A 19239-nucleotide genomic window follows, 5' to 3' on the forward strand; every position below is an offset into this window, starting at 1 on the left:
CCAGGTTTTTTTGGTATAATAAAAGGGAGGAGACAGTGACTCAAATGGAGGTTTGCTATGGAGAAAACAAAAGCCTTTCTTGAAGCGCACTACAAGAGATATACTCTTACGATTTGCCTTCTCTGGTTCCTCATGTTTTTCCTTCCTTGGGATTGGCAAATAGGAGGAGTTTCAGTATATTATTTCGTTATGAAAAAACTCTTCGTGGTCTTTGGCGTTTTATCCATCCTATACTCCGTGCTGATTAAAAAAATCAGTCTTCTCATCTTTGGAATTATCTTTTGCTTGGCCTTCTGGATCAATCTCTTTTGGTATTTTGGGATACTGCCTGTATTCTTGGGAAATTAAACATTAAAAAATGAAGGACTAGACTAGTAGCTAGTCCTTTTTTCCCCTTTGTAAAACAAGGATTCTTTCTTGAAAAATAATAGTAAATATGCTAAAATGAAAAGAACATTCTAAAATATTCAGAATAAAAAGTAAGGAAAATCATGGCTAATATTTTAAAAACGATTATTGAAAATGATAAAGGAGAACTTCGCCGTCTAGAAAAGATGGCTGATAAGGTTCTTAATTATGAGAGCCAAATGGCTGCGATGTCAGACGAAGAGCTAAAAGCAAAAACTGACGAATTTAAAGAACGTTACAACAAGGGTGAATCACTTGATTCATTGCTATATGAAGCTTTTGCGGTAGTACGTGAAGCAGCAAAACGTGTCCTCGGGCTTTTCCCTTATAAGGTTCAGGTCATGGGTGGGATTGTTCTTCACCATGGTGACGTTCCAGAGATGCGTACCGGTGAAGGGAAGACCTTGACAGCGACTATGCCAGTGTACCTCAATGCCCTTGCAGGTAAAGGGGTTCACGTAGTTACAGTCAATGAATACCTAACAGAACGTGACGCGACTGAAATGGGTGAATTGTACTCATGGCTCGGTTTGTCAGTAGGGATTAACTTGGCAGCAAAATCTCCAATGGAGAAAAAAGAGGCTTACCTTTGCGATATTACCTACTCAACCAACTCAGAGATTGGTTTCGACTACCTTCGTGACAACATGGTCGTTCGTGCAGAAAACATGGTGCAACGTCCACTCAATTATGCCTTGGTCGATGAGGTTGACTCGATCTTGATCGACGAAGCCCGTACTCCTTTGATTGTTTCAGGTGCTAATGCAGTTGAAACGAGTCAGCTCTACCATATGGCGGATCATTTTGTGAAGTCTTTGGACAAGGATGATTATATTATTGACATTCAGTCTAAGACGATTGGTTTGTCTGATTCTGGGATTGACAAGGCTGAGAGCTATTTCAAACTGGAAAATCTCTATGATGTCGAAAATGTAGCTCTTACACACTTTGTTGACAATGCCCTTCGTGCCAACTATATCATGATTCTCGATATCGACTATGTGGTTAGTGAAGAGCAAGAAATCTTGATCGTCGACCAATTTACAGGTCGTACTATGGAAGGCCGTCGTTACTCTGATGGTTTGCACCAAGCGATTGAAGCTAAAGAGGGTGTGCCGATTCAAGATGAGACCAAGACTTCAGCTTCTATTACCTACCAAAACCTCTTCCGTATGTATAAGAAATTGGCAGGTATGACAGGTACTGGTAAAACAGAAGAAGAAGAGTTCCGTGAAATCTATAACATTCGTGTTATCCCAATCCCAACTAACCGTCCAATCCAACGTATCGATCACTCAGACCTTCTCTATGCCAGTCTTGATGCGAAGTTTAAGGCTGTAGTTGAAGATGTAAAAACTCGTCACCAAAAAGGTCAGCCGGTCTTGGTAGGTACAGTTGCAGTTGAAACGAGTGACTTCCTTTCTAAGAAACTGGTAGAGGCGGGTGTCCCTCACGAAGTCTTGAATGCGAAGAACCACTACAGAGAAGCGCAAATCATCATGAACGCTGGTCAGCGTGGCGCCGTTACTATCGCAACCAACATGGCCGGTCGTGGTACCGACATCAAGCTTGGTGAAGGGGTTCGTGAGCTTGGTGGACTTTGCGTTATCGGTACTGAGCGCCACGAAAGTCGCCGTATTGATAATCAGCTTCGTGGACGTTCAGGACGTCAAGGAGACCCAGGTGAGTCACAATTCTACTTGTCTCTTGAAGATGATTTGATGAAACGTTTTGGTTCAGAACGTTTGAAAGGTGTCTTTGAACGTCTCAACATGTCTGATGAAGCTATCGAATCTCGCATGTTAACGCGTCAAGTTGAAGCAGCTCAAAAACGTGTGGAAGGAAACAACTACGATACTCGTAAACAAGTCCTTCAATACGATGACGTTATGCGTGAACAACGTGAAATCATCTATGCACAACGTTATGATGTCATTACTGCAGACCGTGACTTGGCACCTGAAATCCATGCTATGATCCGTCGTACCATTGGCCGAATCGTAGATGCACATGCTCGTTCGAAAGAAGATGAAAAACTGGAAGCAATCCTGAACTTTGCTAAGTATAACTTGCTCCCAGAAGATTCAATCAGCCGTTCAGATCTTGCAGGTCTGTCAGATCAGGCCATCAAAGATGAACTTTTCCAACGTGCCTTGAAAGTCTATGACAGCCAAGTTGCTAAGCTTCGTGACGAAGATGCAGTAAAAGAATTCCAAAAAGTCTTGATCCTACGTGTTGTAGACAACAAGTGGACAGACCATATCGATGCTCTTGATCAGTTGCGAAATGCTGTTGGTCTTCGTGGATATGCCCAAAACAATCCTGTCGTAGAATATCAAGCAGAAGGTTTCCGCATGTTTAATGACATGATTGGATCAATTGAATTTGATGTGACCCGCTTGATGATGAAAGCACAAATCCACGAACAGGAACGTCCTCAAACTGAACACAATATCAGTACAACTGCGACTCGTAATATCGCAGCGCAGCAGACTCAGCTTCCAAAAGATGTGGACTTGAGCCAAGTCGGACGAAATGACCAATGTCCATGTGGATCTGGTAAGAAATTTAAAAACTGTCATGGTAAGAGACAATAATATGAGATAAGATACAGGCGGATACCTGGTGAAAATCATTTTTTACTTGGTGTCCGTTTGCTTTATAAGGAGATGAATCATGGTATTTAAAGCTAAAAGTCCTAAAATTAACATTGAAGAAGTTCGCGCCTTGTCTAAATTAGAGGGGGCGGCTCTTGCGAGAAAAAAACAACGTGATCAGGAATTGGAAGCTATCATCCGTGGAGAAGACCAGCGTGTTCTTTTGGTGATTGGACCATGTTCATCTGATAATGAAGAGGCAGTCCTCGAGTATGCTAAGCGCCTGTCTGCCTTGCAAGAAGAGGTCAAAGACCGTATCTTTATGGTCATGCGTGTCTATACAGCTAAACCTCGTACCAATGGAGATGGCTATAAGGGCTTGATTCATCAACCAAATGCTAAAGAAGCACCTAGCTTGATCAATGGAATCAAGGCTGTTCGCCAACTGCACTACCGTGTGATTACCGAGACTGGTATGACAACAGCGGATGAGATGCTTTATCCTGAAAATCTTCCGCTGGTGGATGATTTGATTTCTTATATGGCTGTTGGAGCTCGTTCTGTAGAGGATCAACAGCACCGTTTTGTAGCGAGTGGAGCAGACTTTTCAACAGGATTTAAAAATCCAACATCTGGAAATCTCAATGTTATGTTTAACGGGATTTACGCAGCGCAAAATAAACAGAGTTTCCTTTTCCTCGGTAAAGAGGTGGAAACAACAGGGAATCCATTGTCCCACGCCATTCTTCGCGGTGCCTTGAATGAATACGGGAAAAATATTCCTAACTACTACTATGACAATTTGATGGATACCATTGATCAGTATGAAAAGATGGGCTTGGAAAATCCCTTTATCATCATCGATACCAATCATGATAATTCGGGCAAGCAGTACATGGATCAAATCCGTATCGTTCGTCAGACCTTGATTAACCGTGACTGGAATGAGAAGATCAAAAAATATGTTCGTGGTTTTATGATTGAGTCCTATCTAGAAGATGGACGTCAAAATGAGCCAGAAGTTTTTGGTAAGTCCATTACAGATCCGTGTCTAGGATGGGACAACACAGAAGCACTTGTTCGCGAAATTTACCAAACGCTAGGAGAGTAAGATGGCATTTATCGAAAAAGGTCAAGAAATTGATATTGAAGCAATCAAGGCTGCGACCCAGTTGTCACCTGAAGTCTTGCGTTATAAGGAAGTGCGAGATCAAGAGTTGGCAGCCATCATCTCGGGTGAGGACGACCGAATTCTTTTGGTAATGGGACCTTGCTCTTCTGACAATGAAGAGGCTGTTTTGGAATATGCCCGCCGTTTAGCTGACTTGCAGAAAAAAGTTGCGGATAAAATCTTTATCGTCATGCGTGTCTATACAGCTAAACCTCGTACCAATGGAGATGGCTATAAGGGTTTGATTCATCAGCCAAATGCTAGTGAGGCTCCTAGTCTCATCAATGGTTTGCAGGCTGTTCGTCTGCTCCACTACCGTGTGATTACGGAGACGGGATTGACTACGGCTGACGAGATGCTTTATCCGTCTAATCTCCTTTTGGTCGATGATCTGGTCAGCTACCATGCTGTAGGAGCTCGTTCAGTGGAAGACCAGGAACACCGCTTTGTAGCCTCTGGGATTGATGCTCCAGTTGGGATGAAAAATCCGACATCCGGAAACCTTGGGGTTATGTTTAATGCTATCTATGCAGCTCAAAACAAGCAAACCTTCCTTTACCATGGCCAAGAAGTGGAGACTTCAGGAAATCCCTTGGCCCACGTTATTCTTCGTGGCGCCATGAACGAATATGGTAAAAATGAACCCAACTTCTACTATGAAACCCTCTTAAACGCTATCAACCGTTATGAGACCATGGGACTTGAAAAGCCCTTTATCATCATCGATACCAATCATGACAATTCTGGCAAGCAGTATATGGAACAAATCCGCATTGTTCGCCAATCCTTGCTGAATCGTGACTGGAATGAAAAGATTAAAAAGACGGTTCGAGGCTTTATGATCGAATCTTACCTAGCAGATGGTCGTCAAAACCAACCAGAGGTCTTTGGCTGCTCCATAACTGACCCTTGTCTAGGTTGGGAAAATACAGTAGCCTTGGTAGAAGAAATTTATACTACCTTAACAAAATAAGTGAAAAGGATGGAGTTGGGGGAATCTCAGCTCCTTTTGATGAGTATGATAGTTGGACACGGAATTGACATCGAAGAATTGGCTTCGATAGAAAACGCAGTTACACGACGTGAGGGCTTTGCTAAGCGCGTGCTGACCCCTAAAGAAATGGAGCGTTTTGCCAGTCTCAAAGGGCGCAGACAAATCGAATACTTGGCAGGTCGTTGGTCGGCTAAGGAGGCTTTTTCCAAGGCTATGGGGACAGGAATTGGCAAACTGACCTTTCAGGATTTGGAAGTTTTGAACAATGAACGAGGCGCGCCTTATTTTAGTCAGGCACCATTTTCAGGAAAGATTTGGCTATCTATCAGCCACACAGATCAGTTTGTGACAGCCAGTGTCATTTTGGAGGAAAATCATGAAAGCTAGTCCACATAGACCGACCAAGGCTCTGATATATCTGGGAGCCATTCGACAAAATATCCAGCAAATGAGTGATCATATCCCTGAAGGAACGCTCAAGTGGGCAGTGGTCAAGGCCAATGCCTATGGTCATGGAGCAGTTGCTGTTGCCAAGGCTATTCAAAATGATGTTGATGGATTTTGTGTTTCCAATATTGATGAAGCTATTGAACTTCGTCAGGCTGGACTTAACAAGAAAATTCTCATCTTAGGAGTTTCTGAGCTAGAAGCCGTTGACCTAGCTAAAGAATACGACATCACCATGACAGTGGCTGGGCTGGGGTGGATTCAAGCGCTCTTAGCTAGGGAGACAGATTTATCTGGCTTAACTGTCCACCTCAAGATTGATTCAGGAATGGGACGAATTGGTTTTAGAGAAGCCAGTGAAGCGGATCAGGCTCATGCCTTGCTCCAACAACACGGCGCTCGTGTTGAGGGAATTTTTACCCACTTTGCGACTGCAGATGAAGAATCAGACACTTATTTTAATACCCAGTTAGAACGATTTAAAACTATTTTGGCAAGTATGAAGGATGTTCCAGAGCTGATTCATGCCAGCAACTCGGCAACGACCCTCTGGCATGCAGAGACTATTTTCAATGCGGTTCGTATGGGAGATGCCATGTATGGCCTGAATCCTAGTGGAGAGGTCTTGGACTTGCCCTATGATTTGACTCCAGCCTTGACCTTGGAGTCTGCCCTTGTTCATGTCAAGACAGTTCCGGCTGGAGCTTGCATGGGCTATGGGGCGACCTATCAGGCGGATAGTGAGCAAGTCATTGCGACGGTGCCAATCGGTTATGCGGATGGTTGGACACGAGACATGCAGAATTTCTCCGTCTTGGTAGATGGACAAGCGTGCCCAATCGTCGGTCGGGTTTCAATGGATCAAATCACCATTCTATTACCTAAGGTTTACCCTCTAGGAACAAAAGTAACCTTAATTGGCTCCAACGGTGACCAGGAAATCACAGCTACTCAGGTAGCGACCTATCGTGGAACTATTAACTATGAGGTGGTTTGTCTCCTCAGCGACCGCATTCCGAGAGAATATTATTAAAAAGAAAGGAGTGGAGCATGAATTTACACCAACCCTTGCATGTCTTACCTGGTGTGGGACCAAAGTCAGCAGAGAAATACGCCAAACTAGGAATTGAAAACTTGCAAGACCTCTTGCTCTACTTTCCTTTCCGTTATGAAGATTTCAAGACCAAGCAGGTGCTAGAGTTGGAAGATGGAGAAAAGGCTGTTCTGTCTGGTCAGGTAGTGACTCCTGCCAGTGTCCAGTATTATGGTTTCAAGCGCAATCGCCTGCGTTTTAGCCTCAAGCAGGGAGAGGTCGTTTTTGCGGTGAATTTTTTTAACCAACCCTATCTGGCTGATAAGATAGAGTTAGGTGCAACTCTTGCTGTCTTTGGGAAATGGGACCGTGCCAAGGCCAGTTTGACTGGGATGAAGGTTCTAGCTCAAGTGGAAGATGACCTCCAACCGGTTTATCGTCTGGCTCAAGGAATCAATCAGGCCAGTCTGGTCAAGGTCATTAAGACAGCCTTTGATCAGGGGTTGGACCTCTTGATAGAGGAAAATCTTCCCCAGTCTTTACTTGATAAATACAAACTCATGTCCCATTGTCAGGCTGTCCGTGCCATGCATTTTCCTAAGGATTTGGCAGAATACAAGCAGGCCCTTCGTCGGATCAAATTTGAGGAACTCTTTTATTTTCAGATGCAGTTGCAGTCACTCAAGTCTGAAAATAGAGTTCAGGGAAGCGGTCTGGTTCTGAATTGGTCTCAGGAAAAAGTGACAGCCGTTAAAGAAAATCTTCCTTTTGCCCTGACCTCAGCTCAGGAAAAGAGTTTGCAGGAAATTTTAACTGATATGAAGTCGGACCACCACATGAATCGTCTCCTGCAAGGGGATGTGGGGAGTGGAAAAACGGTGGTCGCTGGCTTGACTATGTTTGCGGCAGTGACGTCTGGCTATCAGGCAGCTCTCATGGTGCCAACAGAAATCCTAGCAGAGCAACACTTTGAAAGTCTACAGGGTCTCTTTCCAGACTTGAAACTCGCTCTCTTGACTGGATCCTTGAAAGCTGCAGAAAAAAGAGAAGTCTTGGAGACCATAGCAAAGGGTGAGGCTGATTTGATTATCGGAACTCATGCTTTGATACAAGATGGAGTGGATTATGCTCGTCTTGGATTGATTATCATTGATGAGCAGCACCGTTTTGGTGTGGGGCAAAGGCGTATTTTACGTGAAAAAGGGGACAATCCTGATGTCCTCATGATGACGGCAACTCCCATTCCACGAACTTTGGCCATCACAGCCTTTGGTGATATGGATGTTTCCATTATCGACCAGATGCCAGCAGGACGGAAGCCTATTGTGACGCGCTGGATTAAGCATGAGCAGTTGCCTCAGGTCTTGACTTGGTTAGAGGGAGAAATTCAAAAAGGTTCTCAAGCCTACGTCATCTCTCCCTTGATTGAAGAATCAGAAGCTCTGGATCTGAAAAATGCCATTGCCTTATCTGAGGAGTTGACAGCTCATTTTGCTGGTATGGCTGAAGTGGCTCTTTTACATGGTAAAATGAAAAGTGATGAAAAAGACCAAATCATGCAGGATTTCAAAGAGCGAAAAACAGATATTCTCGTTTCGACAACTGTTATCGAGGTTGGGGTCAATGTCCCTAATGCGACCGTCATGATTATCATGGATGCCGACCGGTTCGGTCTCAGCCAACTTCACCAACTCAGAGGCCGTGTGGGTCGGGGGGACAAGCAGTCCTATGCTGTTCTTGTGGCTAATCCCAAGACGGATTCTGGGAAGGACCGCATGCGCATCATGACAGAAACGACTAATGGATTTATCCTTGCGGAGGAAGATTTGAAAATGCGTGGTTCTGGTGAGATTTTTGGAACCAGACAATCAGGACTGCCGGAGTTCCAAGTGGCGGATATCATCGAAGATTTTCCGATTTTAGAAGAAGCCAGAAAAGTTGCCAGCTACATTAGTTCGATAGAAGGTTGGCAAGAGGATCCAGAATGGCGCATGATTGCTCTCCACCTAGAAAAGAGAGAACATCTGGATTAAGCCTTTTCTAAGAAATCTATAAGCTAGCTTTTAGGTTTGGGTCTTATACTAGAGTCATCAAAAAGAAACGAAGACTCTCACATGACTATTAAAGTAACCTACCAAAAGAAATTCCAAACCACCAGACTAGAGAAAGGAGCTAGCACCTATTGATACACAGAGAGCGGAAACGCTCTTTTTATTTTTATGAAATGGTCGGCTATAAATCAAACTTAGTCAAGTGATAAAAAGATATTAGTCTCCAAGCCTATTTACTCTTTGACTGAAGCTTGATATAATGACCCCATCTGAGTAAGGAGGTGTGAAAAGAATGTTAGAAACCAGAACGATTGCGATCCAGGATAGGTATGGAGAACGATTCCAGCATTGTTGGGGATGTGGTCCAAAGAATGATTTAGGTTTACATTTAAAAACCTATCCAAGTGTAGATGGGAGTAGTTGTATTAGTCGGATAAAGCTTGAGAATGCTTATACTGGTGGAGTTCCTTCAAATGTCTTTGGAGGAATGATAGCGACTATTTTTGATTGCCATGGTACGGCGTCAGCAGCTTGGTTTGCCCATCATCAAAAAGGGTTGGAACTGACGGAATCAACTGTGATAGGACGTTTTATTACTGCTCGCTTGGAGATTGATTACCTTAGTCCTAGTCCAATTGAAGATGAAATTGTAGTCACTTCTACATTGGAGAAATTAGGAAAAAGGAAAGCAATTATTTCTATGGAGATGACAGTGGCTACTAAAGTCCGTGCCAAAGCCAAAATGGTAGCAGTTGCTGTGAAGGATCATATGTAAAACGGAGGATTAGAAGTTTAAGATTTTAAAACTACTTTCAAACGATGCGTTTGAGGGAGGAGAATTTAAAATCACTTTCTGTTTACCATTCTTTCTTGCATTGCTTTTCTAGATATGCTACAGTTATGATAACGATTACAAATTAAAAGGAGCACGCTATGAAAAACCCAGCTTTGTTAGAAGAAATCAAGACCTATCTAGGACGGGATGAAGTTCCAGAAGATTTTGATGCTTTCTGGGATGAGGAAGTCAAAAAAGTTTCAGTCCTTCCTGCCTACCAGTGGGAGGAAAAGGATTTCCATATTCCTCAAGTAAGGTGCTATGAACTGACCTTTGAGGGAACTAATGAAGGCAAGGTCTATGCACGCGTCGTCCTTCCAAAGACTGAGGAGAAGGTTCCGCTAATTTTCCATTTCCATGGATACATGGGGCGTGGTTGGGACTGGGCTGACATGCTGGCCTATACGGTGGCTGGTTACGGTGTTGTTTCCATGGATGTGCGGGGCCAGTCGGGCTATTCGCAAGACGGCTTGCGCTCTCCACTAGGAAATACGGTGAAGGGGCATATCATCCGTGGTGCTGTGGAAGGTCGGGAACATCTCTTTTATAAGGATGTCTATCTGGATATTTACCAGTTGATCGAAATTGTTGCTAGTCTACCTCAGGTAGATGAGGAAAGACTTTCTAGCTATGGCGCCTCACAAGGAGGGGCTTTAGCCCTGGTTGCAGCGGCGCTCAATCCTAGGATTCAGAAAACAGTTGCCATCTATCCTTTCTTGTCTGACTTTAGACGAGTGCTTGAGATTGGCAATACCAGTGAAGCCTATGATGAACTCTTCCGTTATTTCAAGTTCCACGATCCTTTCCATGAAACAGAGGAGGAAATCATGGCGACCCTTGCCTACATCGATGTGAAAAATCTTGCCCATCGCATTCAAGGTGAGGTCAAGATGATTACGGGCTTGGATGACGATGTTTGCTATCCTATTACCCAGTTTGCAATTTACAATCGTCTAATTTGCGAAAAGGCCTATCGCATCATGCCTGAGTATACCCACGAAGCCATGAATGTTTTTGTCAATGACCAAGTTTATAACTGGCTCTGTGGTAGTGAGATTCCTTTTAAGTACGCAAGATAATGAATGAGAGAGCCCAGGAGCTCTCTTTTTTGTTTTTTAATAAAAATTATTTAAAATAGATGACTCTCTGAAACTACTTTCAGGATAGTCTGTTCTATAAAATAGTTTTGAAACTGAAATCTATTCTACTACAAGTTATTGAAAGCGCTTAACAAATGATATATAATAAGCCCATAAGAACAAGAAAGGGAGGAAAGAGGATGCCACAGATCAGCAAAGAAGCCTTGATTGAACAAATCAAAGATGGAATCATTGTCTCTTGCCAGGCACTTCCTCACGAACCGCTTTATACAGAAGCGGGAGGAGTCATTCCCTTGCTAGTCAAAGCGGCTGAGCAAGGTGGAGCAGTCGGTATCCGAGCAAACAGTGTTCGCGATATCAAGGAGATTAAGGAGGTTACGAAACTTCCGATTATCGGGATTATCAAACGTGACTATCCGCCACAGGAGCCTTTCATTACAGCTACGATGAGAGAAGTTGATGAACTGGCTGAACTAGACATTGAGGTCATTGCTCTGGATTGTACCAAACGTGAACGTTACGATGGTTTGGGAATCCAAGACTTTATCCGACAAGTCAAAGAAAAATATCCGCATCAACTCTTAATGGCTGATACCAGTACGTTTGAAGAGGGAATCGCAGCAGTTGAAGCAGGGATTGATTTTGTTGGAACAACTCTATCAGGCTACACCTCTTATAGTCCCAAAGTAGATGGTCCAGACTTTGAACTGATCAAAAAACTGTGTGAAGCAGGGGTGGATGTCATCGCTGAAGGTAAAATTCATACACCAGAACAAGCTAAGCAAATCCTTGAATATGGGGTGCGAGGTATCGTTGTTGGTGGAGCTATTACTAGACCAAAAGAGATTACGGAACGCTTTGTTGCCGGTCTTAAATAACACAATCTCAAAAAAGAGGAGAGTGGTCGATGCGTCGGATGAAATGAAAACGTATACAAATATAAACTTACTCATTATCCAATATGGATACGCTTATCAATTAGGAGAATACAAATGAAATTTAGAAAACTAGCTTGTACAGTACTTGCGGGCGCTGCGATTCTTGGCCTTGCTGCTTGTGGTAACTCTGGTGGAAGTAAAGATGCTGGAAATTCTGGTAGCGATAGCGGAAAAACAGAAATCACTTGGTGGGCATTCCCAGTCTTCACACAAGAAAAAACGGGCGATGGTGTTGGAACTTATGAAAAATCAATCATCGAAGCTTTCGAAAAAGCAAACCCAGATGTAAAAGTGAAATTGGAAACCATCGACTTCAAGTCAGGACCTGAAAAGATCACAACAGCTATCGAAGCAGGAACAGCGCCAGACGTACTTTTTGACGCTCCAGGACGTATCATCCAATACGGTAAAAATGGTAAATTGGCTGAGTTGAACGACCTCTTCACAGACGAATTCGTCAAAGATGTTAACAACGAAAACATCGTACAAGCAAGTAAGGCTGGCGACAAAGCTTACATGTATCCAATCAGTTCAGCACCATTCTACATGGCTATGAACAAGAAAATGTTGGAAGATGCTGGAGTTGCAAACCTTGTAAAAGAAGGTTGGACAACTGATGACTTTGAAAAAGTTTTGAAAGCGCTTAAAGATAAAGGCTATACACCAGGTTCATTGTTCAGTTCTGGTCAAGGGGGAGACCAAGGAACACGTGCCTTCATCGCAAACCTTTATGGCGGTTCTGTAACAGATGAAAAAGTAACGAAATATACAACCGACGATCCTAAATTTGTCAAAGGTCTTGAAAAAGCTGCTAGCTGGATTAAAGACGGTTTGTTGAACAATGGTTCACAATTTGACGGTGGAGCAGATATCCAAAACTTTGCGAACGGTCAAACTTCATATACAATCCTTTGGGCACCAGCTCAAAACGGTATCCAAGCGAAACTCTTGGAAGCAAGTAAGGTAGACGTGGTAGAAGTACCATTCCCATCAGACTCTGGTAAACCATCTCTTGAATACCTTGTAAACGGATTTGCAGTATTTAACAACAAAGATGACAAGAAAGTCGCAGCTGCTAAGAAATTCGTTCAATTCATCGCTGATGACAAAGAATGGGGTCCTAAAGACGTTGTTCGTACAGGTGCCTTCCCAGTTCGTACTTCATTTGGCAAACTTTATGAAGACAAACGTATGGAAACAATCAGCAGCTGGACTAAATACTACTCACCATACTACAACACTATCGATGGATTTGCTGAAATGAGAACACTTTGGTTCCCAATGTTGCAATCTGTATCAAATGGTGACGAAAAACCAGCGGATGCTTTGAAAGCCTTCACTGAAAAAGCTAACGAAACAATCAAAAAAGCTACAAAACAATAAGCACTAAGTCAGATTGATTCCCCCCCTTTTCCCTGTGCACTACGGTGTAAGAAAAGGGGGACTTTTGTTTGAAATGGTAGGAACTGTCACGAAATTAAAATGAAGTTCTTACATAAGCGAATCTTAAAAAATTTCATTTTGGTTTTAAAACAGTTCAAGAAAATCAAAAACTATTCTATTTGAAAGAGAGGTGCCGACTGTGAAAGTCAATAAAATTCGTATGCGGGAAACAGTGATTTCCTATGCTTTCCTAGCACCAGTGTTATTCTTCTTTGTCATCTTTGTCTTGGCTCCTATGATTATGGGGTTCATTACAAGTTTCTTTAACTACTCCATGACTAAATTTGAGTTTGTGGGCTTGGACAACTACATTCGTATGTTTAAAGACCCTGTCTTTATGAAGTCTTTGATCAATACCGTTATTCTGGTTATTGGATCTGTTCCAATTGTGGTTCTCTTCTCGCTCTTTGTAGCATCTCAAACCTATCATCAAAATGCGATTGCTCGATCTTTCTATCGTTTCGTCTTCTTCCTACCGGTTGTAACAGGTAGTGTTGCCGTAACAGTTGTATGGAAATGGATCTATGACCCTCTATCAGGGATTTTGAACTTTGTCCTCAAGTCAAGTCATATCATCAGCCAAAACATTTCTTGGTTGGGTGATAAAAACTGGGCTTTGCTAGCGATTATGATCATCCTTTTGACAACATCTGTTGGGCAACCGATTATCCTTTATATCGCTGCTATGGGAAATATTGATAACTCACTTGTTGAAGCAGCGCGTGTTGACGGTGCGACTGAGTTCCAAGTGTTCTGGAAGATCAAATGGCCTAGCCTTCTTCCAACAACTCTTTACATCGCGATTATTACAACCATCAACTCATTCCAATGTTTCGCCTTGATTCAGCTCTTGACATCTGGTGGTCCAAACTACTCAACAAGTACCTTGATGTACTACCTTTACGAAAAAGCCTTCCAATTGACAGAATACGGCTATGCAAATACCATCGGTGTCTTCTTGGCAGTGATGATTGCCATTGTCAGCTTTGCTCAATTCAAGATCCTCGGAAACGACGTAGAATACTAAAGAAAGGAGACAGTTATGCAACCTACACAAAAGAAACCTTTAACAGCTTTCACTGTTATCTCAACGATTATCTTGCTCTTGTTGACCGTACTGTTCATCTTTCCATTCTACTGGATCTTGACAGGGGCCTTCAAATCACAGCCTGATACCATTATGATTCCGCCACAGTGGTTCCCTAAAATGCCAACCATGGAAAACTTCCAACAACTCATGGTGCAAAACCCTGCTATGCAGTGGATGTGGAACTCTGTATTTATCTCACTGGTAACCATGTTCCTAGTCTGTGCAACCTCTTCCCTAGCAGGTTATGTCTTGGCTAAAAAACGTTTCTATGGTCAACGCATCCTCTTTGCAGTCTTTATCGCTGCCATGGCACTTCCAAAACAAGTTGTCCTTGTACCATTGGTACGTATCGTCAACTTCATGGGAATTCACGATACTCTTTGGGCAGTGATTTTGCCTTTGATTGGATGGCCATTTGGGGTTTTCCTCATGAAACAGTTCAGCGAAAACATCCCAACTGAATTGCTTGAATCAGCTAAAATCGACGGTTGTGGTGAGATTCGTACTTTCTGGAGCGTAGCCTTCCCTATTGTGAAACCAGGATTTGCAGCCCTTGCAATCTTTACCTTCATCAATACTTGGAACGACTACTTTATGCAGTTGGTTATGTTGACTTCACGTCAAAACTTGACTATCTCACTCGGGGTTGCGACCATGCAGGCCGAAATGGCAACCAACTACGGTTTAATCATGGCAGGTGCAGCTCTTGCAGCCGTGCCAATCGTAACCGTCTTCCTTGTCTTCCAAAAATCCTTCACTCAGGGTATCACTATGGGAGCTGTTAAAGGATAAGACCTTGCGAAAATCGAATTCAAACTACGTCAGCATCACCTTGACATACTTAAGTATTGCATTCGGCTAGCTCCCTAGTTTGTTCTTCAATTTTCATTGAGTATAAGAGAATATAAAGTTATAAGTGTCTACAAAATGGAGAGAATGCAGTTACTTCATGAGGTTTTGTCAGACACTTATAAACTTAATTTATGATTCAAGTTAACTATCAGAAATGAAGGAAACAGTATGATTTTTGACGATTTGAAAAACATCGCCTTTTACAAGGGGATCCATCCCAATCTAGACAAGGCTATCGACTATCTCTACCAGCACCGTAAGGATTCTTTCGAACTCGGTAAGTATGAGATTGACGGGGACAAGGTCTTTCTAGTTGTTCAGGAAAATGTCCTCAATCAAGCTGAAAATGATCAGTTTGAGCACCATAAGAACTATGCAGATTTGCATTTGCTGGTAGAAGGACATGAATATTCGAGCTACGGTTCACGTATCAAAGACGAAGCGGTAGCATTCGATGAAGCGAGCGACATTGGCTTTGTCCATTGTCATGAACACTACCCACTATTGTTGGGCTATCACAATTTTGCAATTTTCTTCCCAGGAGAACCGCACCAGCCAAATGGCTATGCAGGTATGGAAGAGAAGGTTCGCAAATATCTCTTTAAAATTTTGATTGATTAAAAGAATCAGGAGGAGTAAACATGGCACAAAAAGGAGTAAGCCTTATCAAGGCAGCATTTGATACAGATAATTTTCTCATGCGTTTCAGTGAGAAGGTCTTGGATATCGTGACAGCCAATCTTCTTTTTGTCGTCTCTTGTTTGCCCATCGTGACGATTGGAGTGGCGAAAATCAGCCTTTACGAGACCATGTTTGAGATTAAGAGAAGCAGGCGAGTACCTGTTTTCAGAACCTATCTAAGAACCTTCAAGCAAAATCTGAAACTGGGTTTCCAGTTAGGTTTGCTGGAGTTGGGCATAGTTTTGTTGAGTCTTTTAGACCTCTATCTTTTCTGGAGTCAGACAGCTTTACCTTTCCAGATTGTGAAAGCTATTTGTTTGGGGATTCTCATCTTCCTCACTCTGGTGATGTTGGCTAGTTATCCCATCGCTGCGCGCTATGATTTGTCTTGGAAAGAAGTGCTGCAAAAAGGGCTTATCTTGGCAAGTTTTAACTTTCCGTGGTTCTTCCTCATGTTAGCCATTCTCTTTCTCATTGTGATGGTTCTTTATCTATCCGCCTTCACTCTCCTTTTGGGTGGGTCGGCTTTTATCCTCTTTGGTTTTGGCTTGCTAGTCTTTCTCCAAGCAGGTTTGATGGAGAAAATCTTCAGCAAATACCAGTAGGATGATTTGTTTCTGAAACTACTTTCAATCGTTACAGTTTCTAAAATACAAGTAGAAACTAAAATCTAAGTGTATACAAGATATTGAAAGCGATTTTCACAAGGTGTATACTAAACTTGTAAAGAATAGAACTGCTCTCAGCAGAAAAAAGAAATCTTAGGAGAAAATCTATGTCAGATTTGAAAAAATACGAAGGTGTCATTCCAGCCTTCTACGCATGTTATGATGATCAAGGAGAAGTAAGTCCAGAGCGTACGTGTGCTTTGGTTCAATACTTCATTGATAAGGGAGTTCAAGGTCTCTATGTCAACGGTTCTTCTGGTGAATGTATCTACCAAAGCGTAGAGGACCGCAAGTTGATTTTGGAAGAAGTCATGGCAGTTGCCAAAGGAAAATTGACCATCATCGCTCACGTAGCTTGCAACAATACTAAAGACAGTATGGAGCTTGCTCGCCATGCGGAAAGCTTGGGAGTAGATGCTATCGCAACAATCCCACCTATTTACTTCCGTTTGCCTGAGTACTCAGTTGCTAAATACTGGAATGACATTAGTGCTGCAGCACCAAATACAGACTATGTTATCTACAACATTCCCCAATTAGCAGGTGTTGCTTTGACTCCAAGTCTTTATACTGAAATGTTGAAGAATCCTCGTGTTATCGGTGTTAAGAACTCTTCTATGCCAGTTCAAGATATCCAAACCTTTGTCAGCCTTGGTGGAGAAGACCACATCGTATTCAATGGTCCAGATGAACAGTTCCTAGGTGGTCGCCTCATGGGTGCTAAGGCTGGTATCGGTGGTACTTATGGTGCGATGCCAGAACTCTTCTTGAAACTCAATCAGTTGATTGCAGAGAAAGATTTGGAAACAGCGCGTGAATTGCAATACGCTATCAATGCAATCATTGGTAAATTGACTGCTGCACATGGAAATATGTACGGTGTGATCAAAGAAGTCTTGAAAATCAATGAGGGACTTAACATTGGATCAGTTCGTTCACCATTGACACCAGTGGCTGAAGAAGATCGACCAGTTGTAGAAGCAGCAGCAGCCTTGATTCGTGAAACCAAGGAGCGCTTCCTCTAATCCATAAGGAGGTATTTATGACACACTACGTTGCAATTGATATTGGTGGAACCAACATCAAATATGGTTTGATTGACCAAGAAGGCCAACTTGTTGAATCGCATGAAATGCCAACTGAGGCGTATAAGGGTGGACCCCATATCTTACAAAAGACAAAAGATATCGTTGCCAGCTATTTAGAAAAGGGTCCGGTAGCAGGTGTTGCCATTTCTTCTGCAGGAATGGTGGATCCTGACAAGGGTGAAATCTTCTATGCTGGTCCGCAAATTCCGAATTATGCAGGAACCCAGTTCAAGAAGGAAATCGAGACTAGCTTTAATATTCCTTGTGAAATTGAAAATGATGTCAACTGTGCTGGTCTTGCTGAGGCAGTATCTGGTTCAGGCAAGGGAGCGAGTGTGACACTTTGTTTGACCATTGGAACAGGTATCGGTGGTTGCTTGATTATGGATGGGAAAGTTTTCCATGGATTTAGCAATTCAGCCTGCGAAGTCGGTTATATGCATATGCAGGATGGAGCTTTCCAAGATCTTGCTTCTACCACAGCCTTGGTGGAGTATGTAGCAGCAGCTCATGGTGACTCAGTCGACCAGTGGAATGGCCGACGCATCTTCAAGGAGGCCACAGAAGGAAACAAGGTCTGCATGGCTGGCATTGACCGCATGGTAGATTACCTTGGAAAAGGTCTGGCAAATATTTGCTACGTTGCCAATCCAGAAGTGGTCATTCTCGGTGGCGGGATCATGGGGCAAGAGGCTATCCTCAAACCGAAGATCCGCACAGCCTTGAAGGCGGCCTTGGTGCCAAGCCTAGCTGAAAAAACACGATTAGAATTTGCCCATCACCAAAACACAGCAGGTATGTTGGGTGCCTATTATCATTTTATACTCAATGAAAATCAAAGAGCAAATTAGGAAGCTAGCCGTAGGCAGTACTTGAGTACGGCAAGGCGAAGCTGACGTGGTTTGAATTTGATTTTCGAAGAGTATCAAAACAAAACAATCCTAGTTTGGTTCAACCAAACTAGGATTTTCTAACGCGTTTTTGTCTACGATAGCCATTGAGTTTTTTATTTTCCCAATAGCTATTAAAGATTTTCTCCTTGCTTTCACGATTGATTTCCAAAAAGTAGGCATAAACCAAATCTATAAGGAAGAGCATGGGGAGTTGAGCAGATATCCGTTGAATGTAGGAAGGCTGGCTGTGGCTAGCAACAAGAACGGTTTCTGTATAGGCCTGACTATTTTTGTTTGGAGCGCTGGTAAAGAGGATGGTCTTGGCCCCCATCTCTTTTGCGTCTAATAGACTGTCTAAAATAGAAGGAGTTGTACCAGAAAGTGAGAAACCGAGTACTAGACAATTTTCATCCATGATGCTGGTCGTCCATGCAAAGCCGTCCTGATCGGTTAAGGCTTCACAGACCACACCCAGACGCATGAAACGCAATTTCATTTCACGAGCGACAAGACCGGAACTGCCTGTTCCAAAGAAGTAGACACGCTCAGCATCTTCGATTAACTGGGCGACGCGTTCCAGTTGTTCTTCGTCAATCAAATCCTGCGTTTGTTCTCGCATGATACTGTAGCTTCGCAAAACACGTTTGGTCAAAGGACTATGTTTGTGGGAATGAGTGTCCGGTTTACTAGCCTGATGCTGGTATTGAAAGACGAATTCTCGGTAGCCTGTAAAACCACACTTTTTGGCAAAGCGGGTCAATGCTGCTTGGGAGATGTGTAATTTCTGGGTGACTTGCTGAGAAGAAAGATCATCTTGGATCGTTTCAGGTTGTAAAAAATAGCGAGCGATTTCTTGCTCGAGCTCGGTTAATTCTTCAAAATGGAGGTCGATTATGGTTGCGATGTCTGGCTTGTTCATGAGGCTCCTTTTTATGAGTCAAATTCTTAAA

Annotated in this window: 18 protein-coding genes; 17 read left to right on the forward strand and 1 reads right to left on the reverse strand. The window is 42.9% G+C overall.

Going from position 1 to position 19239, the window contains the following annotated elements; all coding sequences use genetic code 11:
* Positions 1 to 57 precede the first annotated feature (57 nt).
* From I2H52_RS00585 to I2H52_RS00665, 17 genes are all read left to right on the forward strand, one after another.
* The gene (locus tag I2H52_RS00585; protein WP_007521166.1) at positions 58 to 348 is read left to right on the forward strand and encodes a hypothetical protein; all 291 of its coding nucleotides are present in this window, start codon (positions 58 to 60) and stop codon (positions 346 to 348) included.
* A 143-nt stretch (positions 349 to 491) separates the two neighbouring features.
* Entirely contained in the window at positions 492 to 3005 is a 2514-nt protein-coding gene (gene secA / locus I2H52_RS00590; RefSeq protein ID WP_195593658.1) for a preprotein translocase subunit SecA, read from the forward strand.
* Between the two features lie 79 nt (positions 3006 to 3084).
* Positions 3085 to 4116, forward strand: a complete 1032-nt coding sequence (locus tag I2H52_RS00595; RefSeq protein WP_061588658.1) for a 3-deoxy-7-phosphoheptulonate synthase — start codon at positions 3085 to 3087, stop codon at positions 4114 to 4116.
* A gap of 1 nt (position 4117) precedes the next feature.
* On the forward strand, positions 4118 to 5149 hold the full coding sequence (locus I2H52_RS00600) for a 3-deoxy-7-phosphoheptulonate synthase (RefSeq protein ID WP_195593660.1): 1032 nt from the start codon (positions 4118 to 4120) through the stop codon (positions 5147 to 5149).
* Positions 5150 to 5194: 45 nt separating this feature from the next.
* On the forward strand, positions 5195 to 5557 hold the full coding sequence (acpS, locus tag I2H52_RS00605; protein WP_025171527.1) for a holo-ACP synthase: 363 nt from the start codon (positions 5195 to 5197) through the stop codon (positions 5555 to 5557).
* Positions 5547 to 6650 (forward strand): alanine racemase, encoded by a 1104-nt coding sequence (alr, locus tag I2H52_RS00610; RefSeq protein WP_195593662.1) that lies wholly within the window; start codon positions 5547 to 5549, stop codon positions 6648 to 6650. Before acpS ends, alr begins: the two co-directional genes overlap by 11 nt.
* Entirely contained in the window at positions 6641 to 8683 is a 2043-nt protein-coding gene (recG, locus tag I2H52_RS00615; RefSeq protein ID WP_324252958.1) for an ATP-dependent DNA helicase RecG, read from the forward strand. Before alr ends, recG begins: the two co-directional genes overlap by 10 nt.
* Before the next feature lie 310 nt (positions 8684 to 8993).
* Positions 8994 to 9476 carry an acyl-CoA thioesterase gene (locus I2H52_RS00620; RefSeq protein WP_045616791.1) on the forward strand — a complete coding sequence of 161 codons (483 nt, stop codon included), beginning with the start codon at positions 8994 to 8996 and terminating at the stop codon, positions 9474 to 9476.
* Between the two features lie 158 nt (positions 9477 to 9634).
* Entirely contained in the window at positions 9635 to 10615 is a 981-nt protein-coding gene (locus I2H52_RS00625; protein ID WP_195593666.1) for an acetylxylan esterase, read from the forward strand.
* A gap of 200 nt (positions 10616 to 10815) precedes the next feature.
* Positions 10816 to 11514, forward strand: a complete 699-nt coding sequence (locus I2H52_RS00630; RefSeq protein ID WP_045616793.1) for an N-acetylmannosamine-6-phosphate 2-epimerase — start codon at positions 10816 to 10818, stop codon at positions 11512 to 11514.
* Between the two features lie 114 nt (positions 11515 to 11628).
* Positions 11629 to 12957: an ABC transporter substrate-binding protein gene (locus I2H52_RS00635; RefSeq protein ID WP_045616794.1), complete on the forward strand. Its 1329-nt coding sequence runs from the start codon at positions 11629 to 11631 to the stop codon at positions 12955 to 12957.
* 220 nt (positions 12958 to 13177) lie between these two features.
* Positions 13178 to 14044, forward strand: a complete 867-nt coding sequence (locus tag I2H52_RS00640) for a carbohydrate ABC transporter permease (RefSeq protein ID WP_161800156.1) — start codon at positions 13178 to 13180, stop codon at positions 14042 to 14044.
* A gap of 15 nt (positions 14045 to 14059) precedes the next feature.
* A complete protein-coding gene (locus I2H52_RS00645) occupies positions 14060 to 14899 on the forward strand; it encodes a carbohydrate ABC transporter permease (RefSeq protein WP_001183243.1) in 840 nt (279 codons plus the stop codon).
* 228 nt (positions 14900 to 15127) lie between these two features.
* Positions 15128 to 15580, forward strand: coding sequence for a YhcH/YjgK/YiaL family protein (locus tag I2H52_RS00650; protein ID WP_045616795.1), 453 nt, complete (start codon positions 15128 to 15130; stop codon positions 15578 to 15580).
* 20 nt (positions 15581 to 15600) lie between these two features.
* Positions 15601 to 16245, forward strand: a complete 645-nt coding sequence (locus I2H52_RS00655) for a YesL family protein (protein ID WP_045616796.1) — start codon at positions 15601 to 15603, stop codon at positions 16243 to 16245.
* 170 nt (positions 16246 to 16415) lie between these two features.
* On the forward strand, positions 16416 to 17333 hold the full coding sequence (locus I2H52_RS00660; RefSeq protein WP_195593668.1) for a dihydrodipicolinate synthase family protein: 918 nt from the start codon (positions 16416 to 16418) through the stop codon (positions 17331 to 17333).
* A 17-nt stretch (positions 17334 to 17350) separates the two neighbouring features.
* A complete protein-coding gene (locus tag I2H52_RS00665; RefSeq protein WP_045616798.1) occupies positions 17351 to 18247 on the forward strand; it encodes an ROK family protein in 897 nt (298 codons plus the stop codon).
* Positions 18248 to 18356: 109 nt separating this feature from the next.
* On the opposite strand, the gene I2H52_RS00670 is transcribed toward I2H52_RS00665, so the two are convergent.
* The gene (locus I2H52_RS00670; protein WP_007521197.1) at positions 18357 to 19208 is read right to left on the reverse strand and encodes a MurR/RpiR family transcriptional regulator; all 852 of its coding nucleotides are present in this window, start codon (positions 19206 to 19208) and stop codon (positions 18357 to 18359) included.
* Between the last annotated feature and the right edge of the window lie 31 nt (positions 19209 to 19239).

Source organism: Streptococcus oralis, assembly GCF_015561235.1.
Lineage (GTDB): Bacteria > Bacillota > Bacilli > Lactobacillales > Streptococcaceae > Streptococcus > Streptococcus oralis_BK.

Excerpts from the sequence above, each read along its gene's own strand:
- I2H52_RS00600 (WP_195593660.1), top strand. The coding sequence starts at position 4,118 with ATGGCATTTATCGAAAAAGGTCAAGAAATTGATATTGAAGCAATCAAG.
- I2H52_RS00650 (WP_045616795.1), top strand. The coding sequence starts at position 15,128 with ATGATTTTTGACGATTTGAAAAACATCGCCTTTTACAAGGGGATCCAT.
- acpS (WP_025171527.1), top strand. The coding sequence starts at position 5,195 with ATGATAGTTGGACACGGAATTGACATCGAAGAATTGGCTTCGATAGAA.
- I2H52_RS00630 (WP_045616793.1), top strand. The coding sequence starts at position 10,816 with ATGCCACAGATCAGCAAAGAAGCCTTGATTGAACAAATCAAAGATGGA.
- I2H52_RS00640 (WP_161800156.1), top strand. The coding sequence starts at position 13,178 with ATGCGGGAAACAGTGATTTCCTATGCTTTCCTAGCACCAGTGTTATTC.
- secA (WP_195593658.1), top strand. The coding sequence starts at position 492 with ATGGCTAATATTTTAAAAACGATTATTGAAAATGATAAAGGAGAACTT.
- I2H52_RS00625 (WP_195593666.1), top strand. The coding sequence starts at position 9,635 with ATGAAAAACCCAGCTTTGTTAGAAGAAATCAAGACCTATCTAGGACGG.
- alr (WP_195593662.1), top strand. The coding sequence starts at position 5,547 with ATGAAAGCTAGTCCACATAGACCGACCAAGGCTCTGATATATCTGGGA.
- I2H52_RS00585 (WP_007521166.1), top strand. The coding sequence starts at position 58 with ATGGAGAAAACAAAAGCCTTTCTTGAAGCGCACTACAAGAGATATACT.
- I2H52_RS00660 (WP_195593668.1), top strand. The coding sequence starts at position 16,416 with ATGTCAGATTTGAAAAAATACGAAGGTGTCATTCCAGCCTTCTACGCA.
- I2H52_RS00670 (WP_007521197.1), bottom strand. The coding sequence starts at position 19,208 with ATGAACAAGCCAGACATCGCAACCATAATCGACCTCCATTTTGAAGAA.
- I2H52_RS00645 (WP_001183243.1), top strand. The coding sequence starts at position 14,060 with ATGCAACCTACACAAAAGAAACCTTTAACAGCTTTCACTGTTATCTCA.
- I2H52_RS00635 (WP_045616794.1), top strand. The coding sequence starts at position 11,629 with ATGAAATTTAGAAAACTAGCTTGTACAGTACTTGCGGGCGCTGCGATT.
- I2H52_RS00595 (WP_061588658.1), top strand. The coding sequence starts at position 3,085 with ATGGTATTTAAAGCTAAAAGTCCTAAAATTAACATTGAAGAAGTTCGC.
- I2H52_RS00665 (WP_045616798.1), top strand. The coding sequence starts at position 17,351 with ATGACACACTACGTTGCAATTGATATTGGTGGAACCAACATCAAATAT.
- I2H52_RS00655 (WP_045616796.1), top strand. The coding sequence starts at position 15,601 with ATGGCACAAAAAGGAGTAAGCCTTATCAAGGCAGCATTTGATACAGAT.
- I2H52_RS00620 (WP_045616791.1), top strand. The coding sequence starts at position 8,994 with ATGTTAGAAACCAGAACGATTGCGATCCAGGATAGGTATGGAGAACGA.